Origin of the sequence: Paenibacillus whitsoniae, assembly GCF_003955665.1 — a bacterium.
Taxonomy (GTDB): domain Bacteria; phylum Bacillota; class Bacilli; order Paenibacillales; family NBRC-103111; genus Paenibacillus_E; species Paenibacillus_E whitsoniae.
Genome location: NZ_RXHU01000001.1, coordinates 1 through 22310 on the forward strand (window position 1 = coordinate 1; position 22310 = coordinate 22310).

Annotated in this window: 19 protein-coding genes and 1 riboswitch; of the genes, 15 read left to right on the forward strand and 4 right to left on the reverse strand. The window is 56.0% G+C overall.

Annotated elements, in window-relative coordinates:
* Nucleotides 1-3057: glycosyl hydrolase (locus tag EJQ19_RS00005; protein WP_126139160.1), on the forward strand; the 3057-nt coding region annotated here is incomplete at its 5' end.
* 165 nt (nt 3058-3222) lie between these two features.
* Nucleotides 3223-4086: a CheR family methyltransferase gene (locus EJQ19_RS00010; protein WP_420901650.1), complete on the forward strand. Its 864-nt coding sequence runs from the start codon at nt 3223-3225 to the stop codon at nt 4084-4086.
* 579 nt (nt 4087-4665) lie between these two features.
* On the opposite strand, the gene EJQ19_RS00015 is transcribed toward EJQ19_RS00010, so the two are convergent.
* Both EJQ19_RS00015 and EJQ19_RS00020 read right to left on the reverse strand, forming a co-directional pair.
* Complete coding sequence (locus tag EJQ19_RS00015; protein WP_126139161.1) at nt 4666-4866, reverse strand: cold-shock protein; 201 nt, start codon at nt 4864-4866, stop codon at nt 4666-4668.
* 64 nt (nt 4867-4930) lie between these two features.
* Nucleotides 4931-5131: a cold-shock protein gene (locus EJQ19_RS00020; protein WP_126139162.1), complete on the reverse strand. Its 201-nt coding sequence runs from the start codon at nt 5129-5131 to the stop codon at nt 4931-4933.
* 187 nt (nt 5132-5318) lie between these two features.
* A riboswitch (purine riboswitch) is annotated at nt 5319-5416 on the forward strand.
* Nucleotides 5417-5479: 63 nt separating this feature from the next.
* On the opposite strand from EJQ19_RS00020, the gene EJQ19_RS00025 reads away from it, so the two are divergent.
* On the forward strand, nt 5480-6844 hold the full coding sequence (locus EJQ19_RS00025) for an 8-oxoguanine deaminase (protein ID WP_126139163.1): 1365 nt from the start codon (nt 5480-5482) through the stop codon (nt 6842-6844).
* Between the two features lie 508 nt (nt 6845-7352).
* Here the strand turns inward: EJQ19_RS00025 and EJQ19_RS00030 are convergent.
* Entirely contained in the window at nt 7353-7694 is a 342-nt protein-coding gene (locus EJQ19_RS00030; RefSeq protein ID WP_126139164.1) for an LSm family protein, read from the reverse strand.
* 144 nt (nt 7695-7838) lie between these two features.
* Nucleotides 7839-9380 carry a copper amine oxidase N-terminal domain-containing protein gene (locus tag EJQ19_RS00035; protein WP_126139165.1) on the reverse strand — a complete coding sequence of 514 codons (1542 nt, stop codon included), beginning with the start codon at nt 9378-9380 and terminating at the stop codon, nt 7839-7841.
* Between the two features lie 150 nt (nt 9381-9530).
* Between EJQ19_RS00035 and EJQ19_RS00040 the strand changes: the two genes are divergently transcribed.
* The 12 genes from EJQ19_RS00040 to EJQ19_RS00095 all read left to right on the forward strand — a co-directional run.
* A complete protein-coding gene (locus tag EJQ19_RS00040; protein ID WP_126139166.1) occupies nt 9531-10058 on the forward strand; it encodes an NfeD family membrane protein in 528 nt (175 codons plus the stop codon).
* A 46-nt stretch (nt 10059-10104) separates the two neighbouring features.
* Complete coding sequence (locus EJQ19_RS00045) at nt 10105-11559, forward strand: flotillin family protein (protein ID WP_164716234.1); 1455 nt, start codon at nt 10105-10107, stop codon at nt 11557-11559.
* 119 nt (nt 11560-11678) lie between these two features.
* Entirely contained in the window at nt 11679-13247 is a 1569-nt protein-coding gene (locus EJQ19_RS00050) for an HD domain-containing phosphohydrolase (protein ID WP_126139168.1), read from the forward strand.
* 122 nt (nt 13248-13369) lie between these two features.
* Nucleotides 13370-13933: a TetR/AcrR family transcriptional regulator gene (locus tag EJQ19_RS00055; protein ID WP_126139169.1), complete on the forward strand. Its 564-nt coding sequence runs from the start codon at nt 13370-13372 to the stop codon at nt 13931-13933.
* A gap of 123 nt (nt 13934-14056) precedes the next feature.
* Nucleotides 14057-15178: an ABC transporter permease gene (locus tag EJQ19_RS00060; protein ID WP_126139170.1), complete on the forward strand. Its 1122-nt coding sequence runs from the start codon at nt 14057-14059 to the stop codon at nt 15176-15178.
* Nucleotides 15178-15855 carry an ABC transporter ATP-binding protein gene (locus EJQ19_RS00065; RefSeq protein ID WP_126139171.1) on the forward strand — a complete coding sequence of 226 codons (678 nt, stop codon included), beginning with the start codon at nt 15178-15180 and terminating at the stop codon, nt 15853-15855. Before EJQ19_RS00060 ends, EJQ19_RS00065 begins: the two co-directional genes overlap by 1 nt.
* A 224-nt stretch (nt 15856-16079) precedes the next feature.
* Nucleotides 16080-17081: an ABC transporter substrate-binding protein gene (locus EJQ19_RS00070; protein ID WP_126139172.1), complete on the forward strand. Its 1002-nt coding sequence runs from the start codon at nt 16080-16082 to the stop codon at nt 17079-17081.
* A 65-nt stretch (nt 17082-17146) separates the two neighbouring features.
* A complete protein-coding gene (locus EJQ19_RS00075) occupies nt 17147-18163 on the forward strand; it encodes a FecCD family ABC transporter permease (protein WP_420901649.1) in 1017 nt (338 codons plus the stop codon).
* Nucleotides 18160-19200 carry a FecCD family ABC transporter permease gene (locus tag EJQ19_RS00080; RefSeq protein WP_126139174.1) on the forward strand — a complete coding sequence of 347 codons (1041 nt, stop codon included), beginning with the start codon at nt 18160-18162 and terminating at the stop codon, nt 19198-19200. Before EJQ19_RS00075 ends, EJQ19_RS00080 begins: the two co-directional genes overlap by 4 nt.
* A gap of 18 nt (nt 19201-19218) precedes the next feature.
* Nucleotides 19219-20073, forward strand: coding sequence for an ABC transporter ATP-binding protein (locus tag EJQ19_RS00085; RefSeq protein WP_126139175.1), 855 nt, complete (start codon nt 19219-19221; stop codon nt 20071-20073).
* Nucleotides 20054-20635: a nitroreductase family protein gene (locus tag EJQ19_RS00090; protein ID WP_126139176.1), complete on the forward strand. Its 582-nt coding sequence runs from the start codon at nt 20054-20056 to the stop codon at nt 20633-20635. The genes EJQ19_RS00085 and EJQ19_RS00090 overlap by 20 nt, the downstream gene beginning before the upstream one ends.
* A gap of 94 nt (nt 20636-20729) precedes the next feature.
* Nucleotides 20730-22310, forward strand: a 1581-nt coding sequence (locus EJQ19_RS00095; RefSeq protein WP_126139177.1) for an AraC family transcriptional regulator, incomplete at its 3' end; no start/stop codon positions are given.

A 22310-nucleotide genomic window follows, 5' to 3' on the forward strand; every position in this document is an offset into this window, starting at 1 on the left:
GCAGGAAGGGAAGTCGAAACAAGAGTAGGAACTAAGGACAGGGACGCGGCCACAGATGACATATCATACGAGGAAATTCCCGTCGCTGAAACCGCTTTCGTCGGCAGCCTCTCTGGTGATGACGCTGCGCATGTGGACGAAGCGCTCGCTGTCCGGTTCCGGGTGAATCCCTACTATGTGGATATTTTATCGGCGGACGTCATGCAGGCGTTCCTGAACGCTTGTCACGAAGTGTATCGGGCGCGTTTTGGCGATCGTTTTGGGCCGGACGGCATCCCGGGAATTTTTACGGATGAATTCAAGTTCTCCGGCCTTCCGTGGTCGGCGGATCTGGCGGAAGCTTATGCCGATATGTATGGGGAAACGATCGTACAGGCTGTCGGCTGGCTGCTCACCGAGGCCGATCCGGCTGACGCGGATGCCGTCCATGCGATGCATCAAGCGCGTTATCGCTACTGGCGCCTGGTCAGTGAACGCTTCCGCCGGTCAATGCGGCTGGTCGCGGACTGGTGCGATGCGCACGGCTGGCAGATGACAGGCCATGTGATGGGCGAGGACAGCCTCCTCGACCAGATGCGGTACACAGCCGGCGTTATGCCGCTGTACGAGCGGATGCATATGCCGGGCATCGATCTGCTGGGCCGCAGCGCGCGCTCCGTCCTGCTGCCGAAGCAGGCTTCGTCGGTCGCGCGACAGCTCGGCAAGCCGTTCGTGCTGACGGAGACGTTCGGCTGCTGCGGCTGGAACCTCAGCTTCCGCGAGATGAAGCGCATCGCGGAGTGGCAGTTTGTGCTCGGCGTCAATCGGATGAGCCAGCACTTGCAGGCGTATTCCATCCGCGGCGTACGGAAGCGGGACTACCCGCCTTCCTTGTATATTCAGCAGCCATGGTGGGACGTCTACCGTACGTTCAATGATTACTTCGCACGGCTGACGTACGTGCTCACGCTAGGGCATGCCGTACCGGGCATTCTCGTACTGCATCCGATGCGCACCGCTTGGCTGCACTACGGGCCTGGCGGCACGCAGGCGGTGGATCGGCTGCAAGACGGCCTCGACGCCGTGGCGGATGAGCTGCTGGCGCTGCAGCGCGACTTCGACTACGGCGACGAGGCGCTGCTCGCGCAGTACGGCGCCGTCACCGGCGGCGCGCTGCGGGTCGGCGAGATGACCTATGGCACGGTCATCCTCCCTGACGGCGCGCTGACGCTGGACGCGCCGACACTGACGCTGCTGCGGCAGTTCGCCGCAGCCGGCGGACAGGTGCTGCTGCTGGGCGCAGCACCGTTGTATGTGGAAGGCGCGCCGAGCCCCGAGGCGGCCGCCTGGTTGGGCAGTGCAGCCGTCACGCGCGTGGCGGCTGCGGCGGATTTGCGCGCGCACGTGGGCGCGCGCGGCGACTGGCAGCCTGCGGGCGCCGAAGGCGCGCAGGCCGGGGATGCGGCGCAGGCGGAAGCACTGCGCCGGCTGTATGTGCAGGAGCGCCGGGTGCCCGGCGCGACGCTGCTGTATGCGGTGCACACCGGCGAAGCCGGCACCGTGCGCCTGCGCATCCCGGCCGAGGATCGCCGCCTATGGCGGGAGCTCGACCTGGCGCAGGGGCACATCGGCGAGAGCGATGTGCGGCAGGCGTCGCCGTTGCTCGTGTTCGACCCGGGCGATGCCAAATGCTTCGTGATTGAGGATGCGGCTGAAGCTGGGCAGGGGAGCTTGGAAGCTGCCTTGCATACGGAGGCGGCCTTTGCTGCCGACGAAGGTGTGCCTAAAGCTGCCGCTAGCGATCCGTCGGCTCAACGAGCTGCGCTTATCTCCGTGCCTACTGGCGCCTCCGCCGAGCCGCCGCCACAGTGCGCAGTGCCTATATCTGCCGCTAGCAATCCGACGGCTCAACGAGATGCCCCTGCGCCTGCCGCAGCCCTTGCTGAACCGCCATCGCAGTTCACAGCACATGCTGCCGCCGAACCACCTTCGCAGCCCGTGACTCGAGCAATCCCGCTCGATACCGAGCCGGATTGGCGCTACGGGCTATCGGCGCCGAACGCGCTCACCTTGGACTACGCCGCCTATCGGATCGATGACGGTGAATGGACCGCGCCGACGTATGTCCTGAACATCCAGGAGCGCTGCATCGCCGTGGGGGCTCCTGTTTTTGTGGAACTCCGCTACACCTTTGATGTGGCTGAGGCGCTTATGGCAGATACCGACCGCAGCCAGTGGAAACTGGCGGTGGAACTGCCGACGGATTGGCAGCTGGCTGTGAACGGTTGCGTGCTCCCAGGCGATGCCGCCGACGGTTGGTTCGGCGGCGACCGCAGCTTCCCGACCTATGCCATTGGCGAAGCAGTGCAAGCCGGCACGAACGAAGTGCGGCTGTCGGGCATCTTTTACGCCAATGAGGACGTGTACCGCTTCTTCGGCATCGCCGGGGCCGACTTGGCGCCGATCCGCAATAAATTGCTGTTCGATGTGGAAATCGAAAGCCTCTACATCCTCGGCCCGTTTGCCGTTCAGCCTGCCGCCTCCGCTTGGGAGCCTGCCGAGCGCCATGCGCTCTGGACGGAGGGGCCGTTCACGCTGACTCCGCTGCCGAAGCAGCTGCCGATGTGCGACATGACGCCGTACGGCTTCCCATTTTACAGCGGAACAGTCACTTTGGAGCGGGATGTTCCGCTCTCCCCGGTGATGCGGGGCCGTCTGAAGGGAGGTACAGGTAGGCTTGTCCTTCAATGGGACCGCATGCTTACCCCGGCGCTCCGCATCACCGTGAACGAAGGAGAAGCTCGGACCGTGCTGTGGGGAGCGCCGCAGCTGGACCTCACGACAGCGGTCTGCGGGTCGGAGGCGCCTTCACAGTTATCGCTTCGTATCGAACTCATAACGAGCGGCCGCAATACGTTTGGCCCTCATCATCATGTGAAGGGTGAGGTGACCTTCGTCGGACCGACCAGCTTCACCGACAAAGTCGGCTGGGTTGACGCCGGCGCCGACCACATTTGGACAGATCGCTATTGCGTGATCTCCTGCGGTTTGCCGGGATTGCGCTTGGCAATTGATTAAACTTTTTTCCTTTAAGACGACGCAAAACCGGTGATCTTTATATCCATTCTATTCCATAAATGTGGTATAGTGATAGCACGAAGACGGCAGCGTCGCCGTCCATCCGCTTGCGCGACCCAGCGCGTCCAGAGGGTGAATAGGAGAACGGGGTGAGAAAGGGTGGGGCTGAATCTTTGGGAAATCTACCCGCCGGAGCAAGAGAAGCTTCCTTATCAGGATGAGCTTCAAAACATCGAGATCAACCTTCTGCTAGAAGGGATCTATCAGATTTGCGGCTTTGATTTTCGCCATTATGTTCGCTCCTCCTTGCAGAGGCGCATTCTCCACCGCATGAAGCTGGAGAAACTGCCGAGCATTACGGCGCTTCTGGAGAAAGTGCTGCATGAACCCGGCTTTATGGATGTTTTATTAAATGACATGTCGATACGCGTGACGGAGATGTTCAGGGACCCAAGCTTTTTTGCAGCGTTCCGGTGCCAGGTTGTCCCGCATTTGAAGGCGCTTCCCGAGATTCGCATCTGGCATGCGGGCTGTGCGACGGGCGAGGAAGTTTATGCGATGGCGATCCTGATGAAGGAAGAAGGGCTGCTGGAGCGTACGCGGATCTATGCCACGGACATGAACCGCAAAGCCATCAAAATCGCACAGCAAGGCGCTTATCCGCTCAAGCAAATACAGACGTATACCCGCAATTATTTGGAGGCGGGCGGCAAGATGGCCTTTTCCGATTATTATACGGCGGACAGCCGGAACGCTTACTTTGGGGAGGGGCTCCGGGACAAGCTCATGTTCGCGCAGCACAATCTCGTGACGGACGGCTCTTTTAACGAGTTTCATGTCATCATCTGCCGCAACGTCCTGATCTATTTCGATCTTCATTTGCAAAAGCAAGTGCACCGCCTGTTCCACGGCAGTTTGACTCCGCAAGGTTTCCTTGGACTGGGGACGAAGGAAACGATCCATGCTGTCTCGGCGGCCGTGTGCTATCGAGAATTTGCGCCGAAGGAGCGGATTTATCGGAAGGTGTAGAACCTCCGTGACGCCGCTTTGTCATGGGCCACCTGCCGCCGCATTGACAAGTTGTAAAAACTACATCAAATCCCCAGAAAGTCGGGGGAAAACTACGAAATCCTGCAAAACCTACATCAAATTTGCGCCAACTGCGTCCAAATCAATGGATTTGGCGGATAATGGGCTTTTTTGATGTATAAAATGCAGGATTTCTTCGTATTTCTCTCCGAAAAGGTAGAATTACATGTAGGAAATGCAGGTTCTGGACGCTGGTCACAGATCTCACAGAGCTCGGCTCCCCATTCTCCATTCTCCAGACTCCAGACTCCAGACTCCGGACACCGGACACCGGACACCACTCTCCAGACCCCGGCCCCCGGTTGCAGATCTGGACAATCCGGTTCTGATTCCTGGTCCCGGATCTCCGGCCACCAAGGACCCAGTCTCCATTCCGCAGCCTAGTCCCCGATATCCGGTCGGCGGTACCTGCTCCCAGGCTCCCCGCACCTCCGGCCAACGGGCGGCCGTGTCAGCCATGCTCCCCACGCCACAACAATAAAAAAAGAGGGATTTCTCCCTCTTTCTCCAAATGCTTCATTATCGCCTACTGCTTGTGTTCGTTAAGGTTGGGAGCATCTTTGATTCTTTGACCATCGCGGAATGGCAAATCGGACATACGGGACTTTCGTCGAATGAAAAATTATCTCTCATCCAGCAGGCGCACGTCTCTGTGCTGCAGGACCAGATGCTGGTTTCTTCTTCGGGTACCGGTTCCAATGATTTCTTTGAAAAGTACAATCGAACTCCTCCTTGTCATGACTAGACTTCAACCCAAGCAGTGGAGCAATATGTGGTGAAGGGACTACAGCTTGACTACATTTTCAGCTTGCGGTCCTCGGTTGCCTTGAACTACGTCGAACTGAACGCGTTGGCCTTCATCCAGCGACTTGAAGCCTTCGCCTGTAATTGCGCTGAAGTGAACAAAAACGTCATTGCCATTCTCCACTTCGATAAACCCAAATCCTTTTTCTGCGTTAAACCACTTTACCGTACCTGTTTGCATGTTATCTAAAAACCTCCAAGCATAATTTACGCCGCGCTTGCCGCACGCCAGTCCGAAGACCGATAGCTTGTAAGCAAATTACGCAGCTTTGATAATATATCCAAAAACGCGGAAGCTTATTCCAATTTTTTTTGCGAAGGGGTTGACGACGGGGTGTCTCTCTCCTATACTGGGGCTTAATCGACGTTATGTCAAAAAAAATAATGTTCGTATAACCCTGATAATCCGGTTCAGGGGCTCTACTGGGAACCTAAAATCCTAACTACGAACACGATATAAGCCTCGGCTTGTGTTGTGTTTGGCGGTTAGGATTTTTTATTTTTTTCAAACATGGAGGAGGCTGTCAAAATGAGTTCAATTCTGATTCGCAAAGCCCAAGCAATTGTGACCGTAGATACGGAGGACCGCGTGCTGGAGGGCGCTGATGTATGGCTAAAAGACGGCGTTATCGCCGGGATCGGCCCGGAGTTGGCACCGCCGGAGCCGGTGGATCGCGTCATCGAAGCGGGAAACATGTTCGTCTATCCGGGGCTCGTGAATGTCCACCACCATTTGTACCAGACGTTCACACGCAACCTGCCCCAGGTGCAAAAACTTGAACTATTCGATTGGCTGCGCTATCTCTACGACATCTGGCAAGGGCTGACGCCGGACGCCGTGTACCACAGCTCGCTGACGGGCATCGGCGATTTGATGAAAAATGGCTGCACGACCGTTTTTGATCATCACTACGTGTTCCCTCGGCAGAACAGCGCCGAGTTCATTGACAGACAGTTCGAAGCCGCGGAGCGCCTCGGGATCCGCTTCGTCGCTTCGCGCGGCTCGATGACGCTGGGCGTCGACGAGGGCGGCCTGCCGCCGATGAGTGTGGTGCAGGACATCCACACGATTCTGGCCGATAGCGAGCGATTGATCGATCGCTATCATGACGCGCGGGCGGGCGCGATGCGGCAGGTCGTGCTCGCACCGTGTTCGCCGTTCAGCGTCTCCGCGGACATCCTCCTAGAGTCGGCGAAGCTCGCCAGAAGCCGCGGCGTGCGGCTGCACACGCATCTCGCCGAGACCAAGAACGAGGAAGCGTACACGTTGGAACGCTTCGGCATGCGGCCGCTGGCTTACATGGAAAGCCTCGGCTGGCTCGGGGATGACGTGTGGTATGCGCACGGCATTCATTTCAATGACGCCGAGCTGCGGCTGCTGGCGCAGACCGGCACCGGCGTTGCGCATTGCCCTATCTCGAATATGAAGCTCGCCTCGGGCGTCGCCCGCGTGCCAGAGATGCTCGAGATGGGCATCCCGGTCGGTCTCGCCGTCGACGGCAGCGCCTCGAACGACGGCTCGAACCTGCTGGAGGAGCTGCGCGTCGCGTACCTGCTCCACCGCTTGCATGCGAGCGCCGGGGCGCCGACGGGCTACGACCTGCTCAAGGTCGCGACGCGCGGCGGCGCGGCCATCCTCGGCCGCAACGACATCGGATCGCTGGAGGTCGGAAAATGCGCCGACTTGTTCATGATCCGTGTCGATCAGCTCGATGCCGTCGGCACGCAGGCTGACGCCCGCTCGTGGCTGGGCACCGTCGGGCTCAAGCGCCCGGTGGACTACACAATCGTGAACGGCCGCGTCGTCGTGGAGGACGGCCGTTTAACCGGCGCCGACGAGGAGCGGCTGGCCGCGGAGTGCCAGGCGGCGTACCGCCGGTTCGTGGAGGCGTAGGAGAGGGGCTGGCAAGGCTGATGAGCCGCGTGAAGAAGCCTTTCGCCCACGAAGCACGCCAAGCCGTAGTCCGCAGCACCAGCGTCCACGAGGCACAGTCCCGCGTCTACAAGGCGCGCCGAGCATAAGCTGCCTGTCTGCACGCCTTTAACCATCCGCTGGGCGAGCTTTTTTTCGAGGTCATCTTGCCTGGTTGGCAAAAGACGAACTGGAATTGTTCCTGTTCATTTCGGCGATTCTCAGCTGTAGGAATGACTGAACAGGAATTCTTCCAGCTTATTCAAGGGGTAGAGCCGCCAGTTGGCTTCAATGCCCGAAATGAACTGGAGCTTTTCCAGTACAATGCGAAGAAACGGGTGGTTTCGGCCAAATGAACTGGAGGAATTCCAGTTGAAGCGCTCGCCTGTAAAGCCAACCTAAACAACCACCCCGGCACTGACTCCAATGGGAGACAAGCGTCAGGGGTGGTTTTGTTTATCGGCCGTGGCCGCACTCATGACCGCACGAATTAGGCATACAGCAAAATCACCAACAGCTCGAACAAGACCAGCGTCAAAATCTGAAACTGTGCCGGCGTGTAAATCGGTCTGCCATGGCCGTCATGTTGGCCATGGTGATGGCCATGCGAGTTGACTTGGAGGTACACGTGATGGCCGTCCGCGTTAATGAGCACGCCTTCGTGCGTGTGTCCGTCGATCGTGGTAACACGGATCGTGTGGCCGATATGCGGGTGGAGCGCATGCATAAGCTCCTCCCGTTTATGCTTGATCACCGACTGCCACTGCGGATCAGCCTGATACAGGACCTGCGGACCTTGATGTCCGTGATGATGCATAGGGTTATTGTACATGGGGGTTGTCGCTCCTTTGAGCGCCTCTGCTCCGCAACAGCTGCAGCGGCAGCGGGCGGGCTTGCGCCTAGATGTACTACTAGACTATTCAGCCACACCCAAAAGGGTGATTCATCCAGCAGCAATCCCGCCCCACCATCGTACTTAATCGCGTTTAATCGTCACAACATGTGTAGCCTCGTCGAAGGAGATGTTGGCTTCCAACGCTTCTTCCACAATGAAGCGAATCGGCACGTACGTGGAGCTGTTCGTTAAGGTAGCTGCACTCTCGAGTTGGACGGCTTTGCCGTTGACCAACGCCGTGGTGCTGTCCAGCGTAAGGACGATCGTTTTCCCCGTTACCAAGTCGGTGATGGTTACTTCATGCGTAGCACCGTTCCAGGCGACGTCTGCGCCAAGCTTCTCGGAAACGAAGCGTACAGGGACCATCGTATTCCAATTCTCATTAATATAAGCCTGCGGCGTATCCGCGGCCTCACCGCTGCCGTCTGTGGCCAGCTGGATTTCTTTTTTCGTCACCTTCAAATCATTCTTCAACAGCATGTACAGTACGGACTGCTTATCCAGATTGCCGAGCACCTTGTAAATGCTGGAAGCGCCAGTTCCGATTGTCAGTGCTCCATCTACAGAGACAGGTACCGCCTTAACCGGCTTGTCGATGTTCCAAATTTCGCTGGCCATTGTGATTTTCGCCGCCGATGCGCCGATGTTGGAATGGGGCAGCGGCAGGTTGATGGCCAGACTTTGCTTGCGGATTTGCTTGTTCGCATCGAAATAGATGTCGGCTTGGAGACTTGCCGCAGGGTTCAGAAGATCCTTCGTCAGGGAAGGCTCACCGGAGGCGTCTGCCGCAGTCAGGGAACCAGCCAACTGCTTAAGCAGGTCGTGAATCGGCGAGAATACGAGGCCGACGACCAGCTGTTTATTTTTCAGCAAATTCAGGGTAAAATCAGCCGAACCGGCGTTAATCTGCTCATCAATGACTGGCTGAAGCGCGTCGTACAGTTGGCTGATGACTTCTTTCAAGCCGTCTTCATCAGCCAGGAGGTTTTGCAGCAAGCCTTGCAACAAGGCGGAAGTTTCGGTGCCATTTAACGCGATGTGCGCTTTTTGCAGGGCGAGCGATTCGCCATTCACGGTTTCCGCAGCCGAGGTCACGGTGACATTCGCAGGATTCGGCGAATTCGCAAGCAGCCAGTCGACGATTGCGGGCTTAATTTCGGCCACGGCTCCGCCAAGCGGTGCTTGCAGTGCAGCCGGAATCAGCTTCAGAAAAGAGAGATCGGAGCCGCCGAGGATGTCGAGGACGATCGGCTTTTTCGCGCCTTCAATGGAAAGGGCCACTTTCAGTCCGTCCGTGGACAGTTTGAAAGGCACGCTGCCCTTGCTGTACGTGAGCTTGCCTTCGGCAGAGAGATGCTGCGGATCCTGTTGAAGGACCGCAAGGTCAATGGTAACGTTTTGCAAGGCGGTTAGCGCCGCTTTTTCTTCAGTTGTCAATTTGGAGGTGTCGCCTGGGACAAGCTCCAGTTGCAGGGAGGATTTGGACTGAGAGGATTTGACGGATGCGCTCGTATGAATCGCTTGTGCGAGATCGAGCCCTTGTACCGTTTGACAGCCGGTTAGCGCCAGCATGAGGACGATCAGAACGGCGGACACCAGCCACGTCCATTTCTTAGTAAGCATGGAATGATCTACTCCTTTATTTTTAATAGAATCGGGATAAGCGTCGAATGATTATACGCGGGAAAAAGGAGAAGGATGCGCTGACCGGAGGAAAATCTCTACGAAACCTTTTCTTTCCAGTTGCGTCTTAATTAGGGGGAGGTATTGCGGATGATCACATTTTTTCTGGTATGCTTCATTGCCGGCTTGCTCCTTACGGTCCTCATTACCCTGTTCGGAGTGGATAGTCTGGACTTCGGAACAGATATGCACGCAGCACATGGACATGGCGGGCATTCGGGCTTCAACCTGCCCACGCTGCTCGCGGGGATTACCGTGTTCGGCGGTGTCGGGTATTTGCTGGCGGCATTCGGGCCGTGGAGTCTGATTCTTGTTATTGTGGTCGCGGCTGCAGCCGGGGTCGGCGTCGGATGGCTCTTCTTTTTGCTGTACGTCAAGGTGCTGTATAAACACGATGATACGATGCTGGAGAGCGAATTTGATTTGAGCGGCCAACTGGGCGAAATTACGGTGCCGATGGCCGGCAGCGGGATCGGAGAGATGGTGTACGTCCTGCACGGCACAAAGCGTTCGATCAGCGTACGGTCGGAGCACGGGGAGCCGATTGCCAAGGGAGCCAAAGTGATGGTTGTTCAGATGAAGGATGGCGTCGCAACGGTGGCGCTATGGCAGGAATGAGCGGGCTGGCGCCTGCTTCAAACTTCTTACTTGGGAGGTTAATTGGATGATGTTACCTGTACTCATTATTGTTGTGGCTGTTGTTCTTGTTGTTTTTATTTTACTGGCGAGTATCGTGAAGGCTTATAAAAAAGTTCCGCCCAATGAAGCGATGATCGTGTTCGGTCTAGGCGGCAAAAGGGTCGTGCAAGGCGGCGGCACCTTCGTCATTCCGGGCTTTCAAAGCTATAAAACAATCTCGATGATGCTCATGAGCTTTGATGTGAAGCCGGATCAGCCGATGTTCTCGCAGCAGGGCATTCGGTTGAAGATCGAAGCGGTCGCGCAGATCAAAATCCAAAGTGATCCCGTCGCGATTTCGACGGCGTCGGAGCAGTTCCTCGACCACTCGATGCAGGAGCGGGAAGCGATTATTTTGCATTCGGTCGAGGGTCACTTGCGCGGTCTTGTCGGGCAGCTGACGGTGGAATCGATCCTGAAGAATCCGGATGAGCTGAACAGCAAGATGCGGGAAACGTGCTCGGCGGACCTGGATAAAATGGGGCTGAGCCTCATCTCCTTCGTGCTCAAACGCGTTGCGGACGATCAGGGCTACATCGCCAACTTGGGCGTGCCGGAGGTTGAGCGCATCCGCAAGAGCGCTTCGATCGCCAAGGCCGAAGTCGAGCGTGACATTCAAATCCGCGCAGCGGATACGGAAAAAGAGGCGGCGATCCGTCGGGCGGAGGCGCATCAGCTCAAGATTGAGGCGGAGACCGCAGCCTCCGCCAAGGAAGCGCAGTACCGGAAGGAGCTCAGCCTGAAGGAAGCGGAGTTTAAGCAGGAGACGACGAGCCGGCAGGCGGAGGCGGACCTTGCGTATGAATTGAAGCAAAAGCAAATTCAGCAATCGCTCGTGACGGAGGAGGTCCGAATCCGTCAGATGGAAGCTGAGGCGAACAAGACGGTTCGCCAGATCGAAGTCGAGCTCAAGCAGAAGGAGCTTGAGGCGACGGTGATTAAGCCTGCCGAGGCGGAGAAGCAGGCGGCGATTTTGCGCGCTGAGGTGAATAAGCAGCGGCAAATTCTTGAAGCGGAGGCCGAGGCGGAGGCCACGCGCAAACGCGGCGAAGCGACGGCGGAAGCCGAGTTCGCCAAAGGGAAGGCGAACGCCGAGGTCGTGCGCCTGGCGGGTCTCGCAGAAGCGGAGGCGCTGGAGAAAAAAGCCGAGGCCTACAAGCAGTATACGCAGGCCGCCGTCACAGTCGAGATCCTGCGCATTCTGCCGGAGCTGGCCGAGCGCGTTGCCGCTCCGCTGAGCAACGTCGACAAGATCACGGTGATCTCGCAGGACGGCGCGACGTCCGGGGTCAACCGCATCACCGGCGACATCGCCAAAATGATCGCGCAGGTGCCAGAGATCACGCAAACGCTGACCGGCCAGAGCGTAACGGAGCTGGCACGGGCGTTTTTAGGCAAAGATGCCGTTGCAGCCGCTCCTTCGGCTAAACCGGAAGAATAAGACAAGGAACCATGCCACAGCTGTTTTCGGTTGGCGGCATGGTTCTTTTTTACAGGCGGAAACGGCCGGATTGCTATACAATAGAAGCAAAGCATCTTTGTGATGGACGGGGGGATGGCATGACGAGCAAGCAGGTTTATCTGAAATTTCTGCGCAATTTGATCCGCAACTATCTCTGGGGCTCCGGTCTGGCGGTGCTGATTGTCGGCGGGGTGATGATCTCGACGACGCTAGCCATTTCGGGCGAGGAGCTGTTACGGCTTTTTCTTATTTTGGCAAGCTCGCTTGGCGTGATGGTGATCTCGGAAATCGTGGTGTTCCGCCGGCATATGCAGCCCATCCGAGAGCTGGTTCGACAGGCTGCGCCGGACTTGACCATGATTCGGAAGGCCTATGTGCAGACACACCGTTTTCCGGCGCTGTCCGTCCAACGAATTATGGGACCGCACTTTCTCGGGCTATCCGTTCCTGCTGTTGTGCTCACGTGCTTGGGGATCGGACAGGGGTGGCTGACACTGCCCTATTACTATGTGGGACTGGCAGGTATTGGGGCGGTGCTGGTTGCGAGTATGCATGCGCTGATTGAGTTTTTTATGACGGCACAGGCGATCCGGCCGATGCTCGTGCACATTCGGGAGCTTGGCCACCGGATGTATGCCGAAGACGTTTCCCTGGACGGACGGATCATCGTGTCGATTGGGCGGAAATTTCAGCTAAGCGCTTTTCTGATCGGGACGATGCCGCTCTTTCTATTTAGCCTAGCGACGCAGATTCGGTTAGCCTCGAGCAGTTCATCCGCGGATTTGACGGCGAGTTACTGGCGGTGGGCGGGGTTAATCCTGCTGCTGGGCATCGGATTTTCTTCCTTGGGAGCGCGCATGCTGGCCAGAGATATTCGGCAGCCGATTGAAGATTTGCATAGCGACATGCGCAAGGTGCAAGGGGGAGATTTGCAGGTGCGGGCCTCCGACTTGTACTCGGATGAGTTCTCTCGGCTGATCGCGGGCTTCAATCATATGGTGAAGGGCCTCGATGCCCGGGAAAAAATGAACAGGCAGCTTCTGCAAAGCTACTACGCGACGTTAGCGGCGGCTCTGGATGCCAGAGATACGTACACGGCGGGGCATTCTATGCGCGTTGCCCAGTACGCCCTGCTGATCGGGCGGGAAACGGGGCTTAGCGAGCCCGAACTCGACCTGCTGAACAAAACGGCGCTGCTGCACGATATTGGCAAAATCGGCGTCCGTGATGCCGTCCTGCTCAAAGAGGGACGGCTCACGGACGAGGAGTTCGAGCAGATCAAGCTTCACCCGGTGTTGGGTGAATCCATTCTGAAGCAGATCGAGCCAGCCGAGGCGATGGCTCCGCTGCTGCCCGGCGTGCGCTCACACCACGAGCGCTACGACGGGACTGGCTATCCGGACGGCCTGCGCGGCCCGGCTATTCCGGTGTTCGGCCGCATCATTGCGGTGGCCGACGCTTTTGACGCGATGACGTCCGACCGGCCGTATCGGAAAGGGATGCCGTTCGAGAAGGCATGGGCCATTCTCGAGGAGGGGAAGGGGAGCCAGTGGGATCCCCTGTATGCCCAAAGCTTTATCGCCGCGCACAAGCGGTTGGCGGCAGCCGAGGCGGAAGCGGCGCTGGGCGGGAAGCAGGCGGCTGCCGCTGCGGGAGGCGGGGCGTAGCGGCGCAGCAGGGAGCAGCTGGCTAGATCCGCGGTATGGAAGGCATGTCGATATCCCCATGGTTGTTTTTACGATTTATTTTGATAAACTGGTCTTACATGGCGGAAAGGGGCGGACTCTAGTTGGGAAGAAAGCAATCATTTACGGAGACAGAGCTGTTAGACGTAACGAAAAGATTAATCCTGGAACATGGGTATGACGGATTTCATCTTAAATTACTGTCCCAGCATCTGTCAGGAGCCCGAAGTACGATTTACCAATATTACTCCAATAAAGAAGAGATCGTAGCTGCATGTATGAAGCGAGTCATCTCACAAATTATGCAAAATGCTTCATCCATTGACGAAACAGACGCGATGAGTGCACTCCAACAGTTGCTGCACGTGTATATGGAAGAATCCAAGCTTCATCAGCTGCTTGGCGATGCGAGTAAAATTAAAACACAAAACGTGAAGGCGCTTGAGGATCTTGCATTCGTCGAGCAAGCGCATTCGTTTCTCAAAGTGCAACTTTCCCGTTTGTTCGAGCAAGCCCAAAAAGAGGGGAAACTTCGAGAAGATCTGCCACTTCCAGTACTTATCGGTACTTTTTTTAACCTGATAAATACCCCGAATCTGATGAATGTCCCGACGCAACAATGGAGTAGTCTGTTGTTCCAAATATGGATAGGGGGTTCAAAACGGTAGCAGCATCTCCAATTAATTTTGACACAAGTGTCGGTTATGTGTTTTAATAGTCGAAGACGACCGGGCTTGTTTGTCGAATTTGACACTTGTGTCGAATAAATTAGGAAAAGGAGATGACCTCATATGTTTTTGGCAATGAAAGAACTCATGTATAGCAAGACAAGGTTTTCAATGATCGTCATTATTTTCGTACTCATCGCCTGGTTGGTGTTCATCCTAACAGGTTTGGGTAATGGGTTGTCGACGCTGGCGGCGTCCGTATTCAAGAATATGCAGGCCGATTATGTCGTCTTCCAACAAGGGGCGCAGTCTTCCATGAGCAAATCACTGCTGTCCGAGCAGGTGGCAGCTGAAGCATCGAAATTACCGAACGTAACGGCTGCCTCACCTATGGGGAGTTCGATGGCAACAGCGCTCAAGGGGCAGAGCAACAAAAATGAAGATAAAGTGGACATCGCTATTATTGGCATCAGCCCTGGCAGCTTCTTGGAGCCAACCGTCATTGAGGGGAAGCCATTATCAGCTGATAACCCGAAGCATGTTGTTGCAAATGTGACGATGAAGGATAAAGGCTTCAAACTCGGAGACACGTTTCAATTGGATGGATCCACGGAGTCGCTGACGATTATCGGATTTGTCGAAAATCAGACCTACAACCACGTTTCTGCCGTGTTTACGCCGATGTCTGAATGGCGGAAGATTGCTTTCGCGGCACCCGGCTCCAATAAAGGCATTGCGGATCCTGTTAACGCTATTATGCTACAAGGAAGTAATATTGATCTAAGCTTAGTAAATAGCAAGCTATCGAACACGGATACCGTTACCCGGGCTCAAGCCGTGCAAGGAATGCCGGGCTATAAAGAAGAGAACGGCTCAATTATGATGATGCTTGCTTTCCTGCTGGCGATCTCTGCCTTCGTTCTTGGCGTATTTTTCTATGTGATTACCATACAGAAAACCAACCAGTTCGGCATTATGAAAGCCATCGGTGCCAGGAACGGATTCTTGAGCAAAGCGATTATGTCCCAAGTGTTGGTGTTGTCGTTGACCAGTATAATCGTCGGAATTGTGCTCACTTACGGAACAGCTACCATTATGCCGAAGGCGATGCCATTCAAGCTTGAAATGAACCTGGTTATTGGATATTCGATGATCCTTCTTTTTATTGCTTTGCTGAGTTCATTGGTATCGGTTCGCAAAATTACCCGGATTGATCCGCTGCAGGCGCTTGGGAGGGTAGAATAATGAATAAAGGTTTACAGCTTAGTCAGATCACAAAATATTATGGCGAAGGCAACAATCGGGTTGCTGCACTTGATCATGTCACGATCTCTGTTATGCCGGGTGAGTTTGCGGCTGTTGTCGGGCCATCCGGTTCTGGTAAGAGTACCTTCTTATCCATTGCGGGGGCACTACTCAAAGCTTCTGAAGGAGAAGTCACCTTAAATGGGCATCCTATTTCTAATCTTTCCGATAAACAATTATCTGACACCAGGTTGAAGGAAATCGGTTTTATTATGCAGTCATCGAATTTGGTTCCCTATTTAAACGTACTTGATCAATTGCTGCTAGTGAAGAAGATGTCCGGGAAGGTTACAGCGGAGGATAAAAAATTCGCTATCAAGCTGCTTGAAGAACTGGGACTTGGTACGAAGCTTAAGAGCTTTCCGGAAGAACTCTCCGGGGGGGAGAAACAGCGTACAGCCATCGCTCGCTCTTTAATTAACAATCCGAACGTCATTTTGGCGGATGAGCCGACGGCAAGCTTGGATACCAAACGTGCACATGAAGTGGTCAGCCTTATCGCCCAAGAGGTGAAGCTGCGCCAGAAAGCGGCGATCATGGTTACCCATGATGAGCGGATGCTCGCATATTGCGACAAGGTATACCGCATGGAAGATGGAAGGATGAGCCTTATATAAATCATCCTCCACTTAACAGGAAAGTGTTCAGCGTCATCATTTGCTGAACACTTTTTTGCGTTCTTAAGCAGCCTTTTCAGACAATGAAGATAAAATATGGTATCAAAACGGATAAAATCCGACATGTACAATTCTGAATCTCTGCCCTTATAATGAGATTGATAATTATTATCAATTACATAGAGTCAGCATTCGCCTGCTGACCAGAGAGAGGAAGAAACGCAATGAGAGCCATACAAGTCATGATCGTCTTCATGTTGACCCTCGCGCTGAGCGCGTGCGGTACTTCGTCGACGACAACAGGCGGAAGCGCGGGCAGTCCGGCAGCATCGAACGCAGCGGCGACGCCTGCAACGACTGGAACAGATACAGGGGAAAAAACGATCAAGCATGCGATGGGCACGGTGACGCTGAAGAAGAAACCGGAGCGCGTTGTGGTGCTTTTTAACGGCATGACCGATATTACCGTACACCTCGGCGTGAAGCCGGTGGGTTCAGTCCAGTCCTGGGAAGAAAAGCCGTGGTACAACTACCTGCGCGCCAAAATGGACGGTGTGAAGGATCTCGGTGAAGAAACGCAGCCGAACGTGGAGGCCATTATCGCGCTGAAGCCGGATCTGATTATCGGGACGAAAGCCCGCCACGAGAAGTTGTACCCACAGCTGAGCAGCATCGCGCCGACGATCATTACGGAAGAGATTTTCGATTGGAAGGCGAATCTCAAGTATGCGGCAGACGCGCTTTATAAGAAAGAAGAAGGCGACAAGATCCTCGCGGATTGGGACAAAAAGGTAGCCGAATTTAAACAAAAAATCGGCGATAAGGCTGGCAAAACCGAGATCTCGATCGTTCGCTTCGAGCGTGACGGCAGTGCGCGCTTCTATGCGACGGGCTTTGCCGGGACGATTTTCAAGGAGCTGGGCTTCGCGCGTCCGAAAGCGCAAATTCTGGAGCCGGGCAAAGCGGTGCTGAACCTGGCGACGAAGGAACAGATGTCACAGTTGGACGGCGACTATATTTTTGATATCACGAGACTCGATCCATCCGACAATTCTGTAGAGAAATCGCAGAACGACTGGACGTCGCATGCACTGTGGAAAAATCTGAAGGGCGTCAAGAACGGCAAGTATTTCAAAGTGGACACGATCACGTGGAATCTGGCCGGAGGCTCGATGGCGGCGCAGACGATGCTGACGGATCTCTACAAATACTTCGACATCCAATAAGATGAGTTATAAAGGAATGCGCGATGCCCCCATCGTTCATTCCTTTATGAGCATAGGGAGAATTGATGATGAATGCTACAAGATCGAACCTTTGGCGAACCGGCTGGCTGATCGGGTTTGTGCTGGTTTTTCTGGGGTGTTTCGTCTCCAGTATTGTGTTCGGCGCGACGCAGCAGTTCAGTTGGTCGACCGCCTGGGCGTCCATGTTTCACTATGATGAAAGTATCAACGATCAGATAATTGTGCGCACGACACGGGTGCCGAGAGCCTGCATTGCGGCTGCCGTAGGGGCGAGTCTGGCAATTGCCGGTGCACTGATGCAGACGCTGACGCGCAATCCGCTTGCATCGCCAAGCGTGCTCGGGGTCAATGCCGGGGCGACGTTCTTTGTCGTCTTGGCAGCCGTGATGCTCTCCGTATCGTCGATGCAAGCTCTGACATGGATCGCTTTTCTTGGCGCAGCCGTGGGGGCGGTCACGGTGTATGCGCTGGGGTCTGTCGGCAGAGACGGCCTGACACCGCTCAAAATCGTGCTTGCCGGGTCCGCCATGTCAGCGCTGTTCGCCTCGTTTACCCAAGCGGTGCTTGTGCTGAGGCAGCAGGGGATCAGTACGGTCCTCTTCTGGCTGACCGGAACGGTGGCGGGGAGATCGCCGTCCTTTCTCATAACGGTAATTCCTTACCTGGTCATCGTCTGGATCGGCTCCTGGCTCCTCGCTAAGGAAATGAATGTACTCCAGATGGGCGAGGAAACGGCGAAGGGGCTCGGGCAAAAAACAATCTTCATTAAAGCGACGGTCGGCATTTTCATTGTCGTACTGGCCGGCTGCTCGGTTTCCGTTGCGGGTCCGATAGGATTCATCGGCATTGTGATCCCGCATATCTCGCGGTTTTTCGGCGGGATGGATCATCGCTGGGTCATTCCGTATTGCGGCGTGCTCGGCGCCATCCTGCTGATTCTGGCCGATATCGGCGCGCGGTTTATCGCCATGCCCGAGGAAATGCCTGTCGGCGTCATGACGGCAATCATCGGGGTCCCATTCTTCATCTATATTGCACGGAAGGGGCTGGCGAAATCATGAAGCCGTATAAAACGGTTCGGCTCCGAGGCGGCGCTGTGTCCTTGCTGATCCATCGCAAATCGGTGCGCATCATGTTCGGGCTGCTGCTCGCCTGCCTGGTTGTTGCAATCGTCAGCACAGGTCTCGGAGAAATGGTCATTTCGCCGATTAATGTCGTGCGAAGCTTGTTCGGCTCCGGGACGGAGGAACATACGATGGTCATTCAAAAAATCCGTCTTCCCCGCATAATCGTCTCGCTGCTCGTAGGGGCTTCCCTGGCGGCCGCAGGGGCTATTCTGCAAGGGATTATCCGGAATCCGCTGGCGTCTCCCGACATTATGGGCGTCACGGGCGGGGCTTCCGTAGGGGCGGTAACGTTTCTGACGTATTTTCTCGGCGTCTTCAGCATTCGCTGGCTGCCCGTGGCGGCGATGCTGGGCGCGGCAATCGTGTCAATCGTTCTGTATGCACTTGCTTGGAAAAAAGGGGTCACCCCCGTTCGTCTGGTTCTCGTCGGGATTGGCCTCGCCGGCCTTATGTCGGCGACAACGACGATGATGATCGTTTTCTCGCCGACCAATGATGCGAGGCAGGTCTATCTGTGGCTGACAGGCTCTGTGTATGCGGCCAACTGGGAGAACGTGCTGACGGTGCTGCCTTGGACCGTCATTCTGATTCCGCTGGCGTTCCTGCTGGCGCGGCATGTCAACATCGGGCAGCTTGGCGATGACATTGCGGCGAGCGCCGGCAGCGCCGTCGAGAGGAATCGGCTGCTCCTGCTGTCTATCAGCGTGGCGCTGGCCGGCTCGGCCGTATCCGTCGCCGGCGGCATCGGCTTCGTCGGCCTGATCGCGCCGCATATGGCGCGGAAGCTGGTCGGCTCCAGCTTCGAGAATGTGCTGCCCGTCGCCGTGCTGCTCGGCGGGACGGTTGTCATGCTGGCCGATCTGATCGGCCGCACGCTGTTTCTTCCGCTGGATATACCGGTAGGGGTATTTACCTCCATGGTTGGCGCACCGTTTTTTATCTATTTGTTGTATACCAAACGGAATTCGTAAGAGGAAGGAGTGAGCGCTGTGCAAAGCTTGGAAGTGAAAGATCTGCATTTGACCTATGGGGAGAAAAGCATCATCGAAGAACTAAACCTGTCCATTCCCAAGGGGAAAATTACGGTGTTCATCGGCGCCAACGGCTGCGGCAAGTCAACGCTGCTGCGGTCCATGGCCCGCTTGCTGAAGCCTGCCCAGGGGGACATTATTTTGGATGGCAAGCAGATTGCGGGCATTCCGACCAAGGAGATCGCCAAGCGGTTGTCGATTTTGCCGCAGGGGCCGATTGCGCCGGAAGGGTTGACGGTGTTTCAACTGGTTAAGCAGGGACGGTACCCGTACCAGAACTGGCTGAAACAGTGGTCGGAGGACGACGAGCGCCATGTGCAGGAAGCGCTGCGCGTGACCAAAATGGCAGAGCTCGCCGAAAGCGCCGTCGACGCCCTATCGGGCGGCCAGCGGCAGCGCGCCTGGATTGCGATGACGCTGGCGCAGGGGACACAGACAATTTTGCTGGATGAGCCGACGACATATTTGGATATGGCCCACCAAGTGGACATTCTGGATCTGCTGTTTGAGCTGAATGAACGGGAACAGCGTACGATTGTCATGGTGCTGCACGATTTGAATTTGGCCTGCCGGTATGCGCATCATCTCGTCGCGGTCAAGGACAAAAACGTGTACGCCCAAGGCAAGCCCGAAGATGTGATCAACGTGGAGTTGGTCCGGGACGTTTTCGGTATGGCATGTGAGATTGTAGCTGATCCGTTCTTCGGGACGCCGCTGTGCATTCCAAGGGGAAAGGGACGGCGATCGGACCGGGCGGCCAATTCTATCAACGAGACAAGAGAGGAGCAACAACATGAGCTTATCCTTACCTAGATCGAATGAAGCCGGTGCCATTGCACAGGCGATTAAAGCGCGCAGAACCGTGCGCACGTTCAAGAGCGATCCGGTCGCCGACGAGCTGCTGCTGGAGCTGCTCAATGTGGCGGTCTGGGCGCCGAATCACGAGAACAGGCAGCCTTGGCGCTTTCTTTTATATAAAGGGGAGGGGCGGGCCCTACTGGCGGATGCGATGCTGCAATCGTATGACGCTGAGGATCGGGAGAGATATGGCAAGCGCAAAAGGGAATATTTTCTGGAGGTCCCTGCCCACCTCGTCGTCGTGTTGAGGGAAGATGCGCGCCAGAAGCAATGGGATGAGGATTATGCGGCGGCCTGCGCGCTGATTCAAAATTTCCAACTGGCGGCGTGGGAGCAGGGGCTGGGCGTCGTCTGGAAAACGAATCATTACAACTATGATCCGAAATTCCGCGAGTCCATTGGTATTGGGCCCGGGGAGAAAATCGTGGCGGTTCTGCACATCGGCTACCCGTCCGTTATTCCGCCCGTGCAAAAACGGAAGCCTGCCGAGGAATTGCTGACCATTATTGATAAATAGTGCCTGAAGCGCCTTTTCAAGAAGAGGGAGAGCCGTTATACTTCAATTAATTGATAATGATTCTCAATCATAACTTGCAAAAGGGGTGCTGTGCATGCTTCCGGTTTCAAAACCCGGGTATCCGTTCGTCTATCTTTCTTCCATCCGTAAACGCGGCTACCGTGAGCGGGATGTGTGGCAGCAGACGAAGACAATCCCAGGGGATCTGCTCGTCGTCATGGAACAGGGCCAAGGCCGGCTCTACGCGGAGGGGCAGACCATTCGGATGCAGCCGGGACAATGCGTATGGCTGAGTGTGGGGATGAAGATCGATTTTCTGCAGGAATCGGACAGTCTGACAGTCTATGTGCTTGCAGCGCGGGAGCTGCGCGTGGCGAGGCGCAAGGGCGGTTGGAGCTGTGTGCCGCAGGTACGGGAACAGTCCGGTGCGCTAAAAGCCGTGATGAGCGCGGCGATGCTTGAGGGCGTGCAGCGTCTCTACGAGGAGAGCCGTCATCGGGGGATGAGCGACGCTGATCTGCAGCATCGCTTCCAGCTTCTGCTTCATGAGCTGCGCGAGTCGAAGCCGGATACGGCGCAAGCTATGCAGGATGTGCAAGAGCCGGAGAACGGCATTGAACGTACGATCCGCTACCTGCACGAACACTATAGTGAGAAAATCAAGCTGGAGACCTTGGCGGATCTCGCCGGTCTGACGCCAACCTCGTATTCGCGGAGTTTTAAAAGAGCGAAGCAGGTGTCGCCGATCGAATATTTGAATCAGATTCGCATCGATGCCGCCAAGCGGCTGCTCCAGCTTCCGGAGAGCTCGGTTAAATCCGCGGCTGGGGCGGTCGGTATGGGCAGCGAGTTTTATTTTAGCCGAATGTTCAAAAAGGCCGTTGGCCTGTCGCCGACGCTCTTCGTGAAACGAAGGCAGCTTCGGGTTGCTTCTGCGTCTTGTTTTCGATACAAGGAGTGTTTGTATTCCCTGGGCGTGGAAGATGCCTTCGAGCTGGATTCGTACTTGAGCATCGAGACGGAAGAAGATCGACGGTTCGGAGAGCTTCAATTGGAGCAAATGCGCGAGTACCGTCCGGACGTTATTGTGGCCGACTCCCGCCATTTGTCGCTCTACGAGCGGCTGAGGCAGATTGCGCCGACGGTCATGCTGCGGTTTACGATGGACTGGCGGAGCACCTATATGCGGCTGGCCGAGCTGGTCGGCAGAGAATCTGAGGCGAGGTTCACCTGCCGTCAGCTGGAGCTCAGGGTGGAGGCGGCGCGGAAGCGGTTTGCACAGACGATTGGCCAACAGACCATTTCCCTGATCCGGCTGCAGCATGGGCGCATTCGGGTACAGGGACGGGTCGACCATCCGCTTAGCAATCTGCTGTATGCGGAGCTGGGGTTGCAGCCAGGCAGCTTCGTACCGCCGAATCAACGGCTTAAGGATATGACCTTGGAGAGTCTGGCACCTTTTGACACCGATTATTTGCTGGTGTATCAGGATTCGGAGGAGGACAAGGACTTGCTGCCGAAAGCTGTCTGGCAGGGCAGTGCGGGAGAGACGACTAGGGGCGGCCATGTTGGCAAGACTGATGGAAGTGACAGGGCCGGCGAGGAAGCGTATAACCCGAATCAGACGCTGCTGATTCCGAACTGGGTGAGCATGAGCTGGGCGCCAACCGGGCAG

Coding starts and splice junctions, on each gene's coding strand:
- EJQ19_RS00020 (WP_126139162.1), bottom strand. CDS start 5,131: ATGCAAACAGGTACGGTAAAGTGGTTTAACGCAGAAAAAGGATTTGGG.
- EJQ19_RS00025 (WP_126139163.1), top strand. CDS start 5,480: ATGAGTTCAATTCTGATTCGCAAAGCCCAAGCAATTGTGACCGTAGAT.
- EJQ19_RS00030 (WP_126139164.1), bottom strand. CDS start 7,694: ATGTACAATAACCCTATGCATCATCACGGACATCAAGGTCCGCAGGTC.
- EJQ19_RS00035 (WP_126139165.1), bottom strand. CDS start 9,380: ATGCTTACTAAGAAATGGACGTGGCTGGTGTCCGCCGTTCTGATCGTC.
- EJQ19_RS00040 (WP_126139166.1), top strand. CDS start 9,531: ATGATCACATTTTTTCTGGTATGCTTCATTGCCGGCTTGCTCCTTACG.
- EJQ19_RS00045 (WP_164716234.1), top strand. CDS start 10,105: ATGATGTTACCTGTACTCATTATTGTTGTGGCTGTTGTTCTTGTTGTT.
- EJQ19_RS00050 (WP_126139168.1), top strand. CDS start 11,679: ATGACGAGCAAGCAGGTTTATCTGAAATTTCTGCGCAATTTGATCCGC.
- EJQ19_RS00060 (WP_126139170.1), top strand. CDS start 14,057: ATGTTTTTGGCAATGAAAGAACTCATGTATAGCAAGACAAGGTTTTCA.
- EJQ19_RS00065 (WP_126139171.1), top strand. CDS start 15,178: ATGAATAAAGGTTTACAGCTTAGTCAGATCACAAAATATTATGGCGAA.
- EJQ19_RS00070 (WP_126139172.1), top strand. CDS start 16,080: ATGAGAGCCATACAAGTCATGATCGTCTTCATGTTGACCCTCGCGCTG.
- EJQ19_RS00075 (WP_420901649.1), top strand. CDS start 17,147: ATGATGAATGCTACAAGATCGAACCTTTGGCGAACCGGCTGGCTGATC.
- EJQ19_RS00080 (WP_126139174.1), top strand. CDS start 18,160: ATGAAGCCGTATAAAACGGTTCGGCTCCGAGGCGGCGCTGTGTCCTTG.
- EJQ19_RS00090 (WP_126139176.1), top strand. CDS start 20,054: ATGAGCTTATCCTTACCTAGATCGAATGAAGCCGGTGCCATTGCACAG.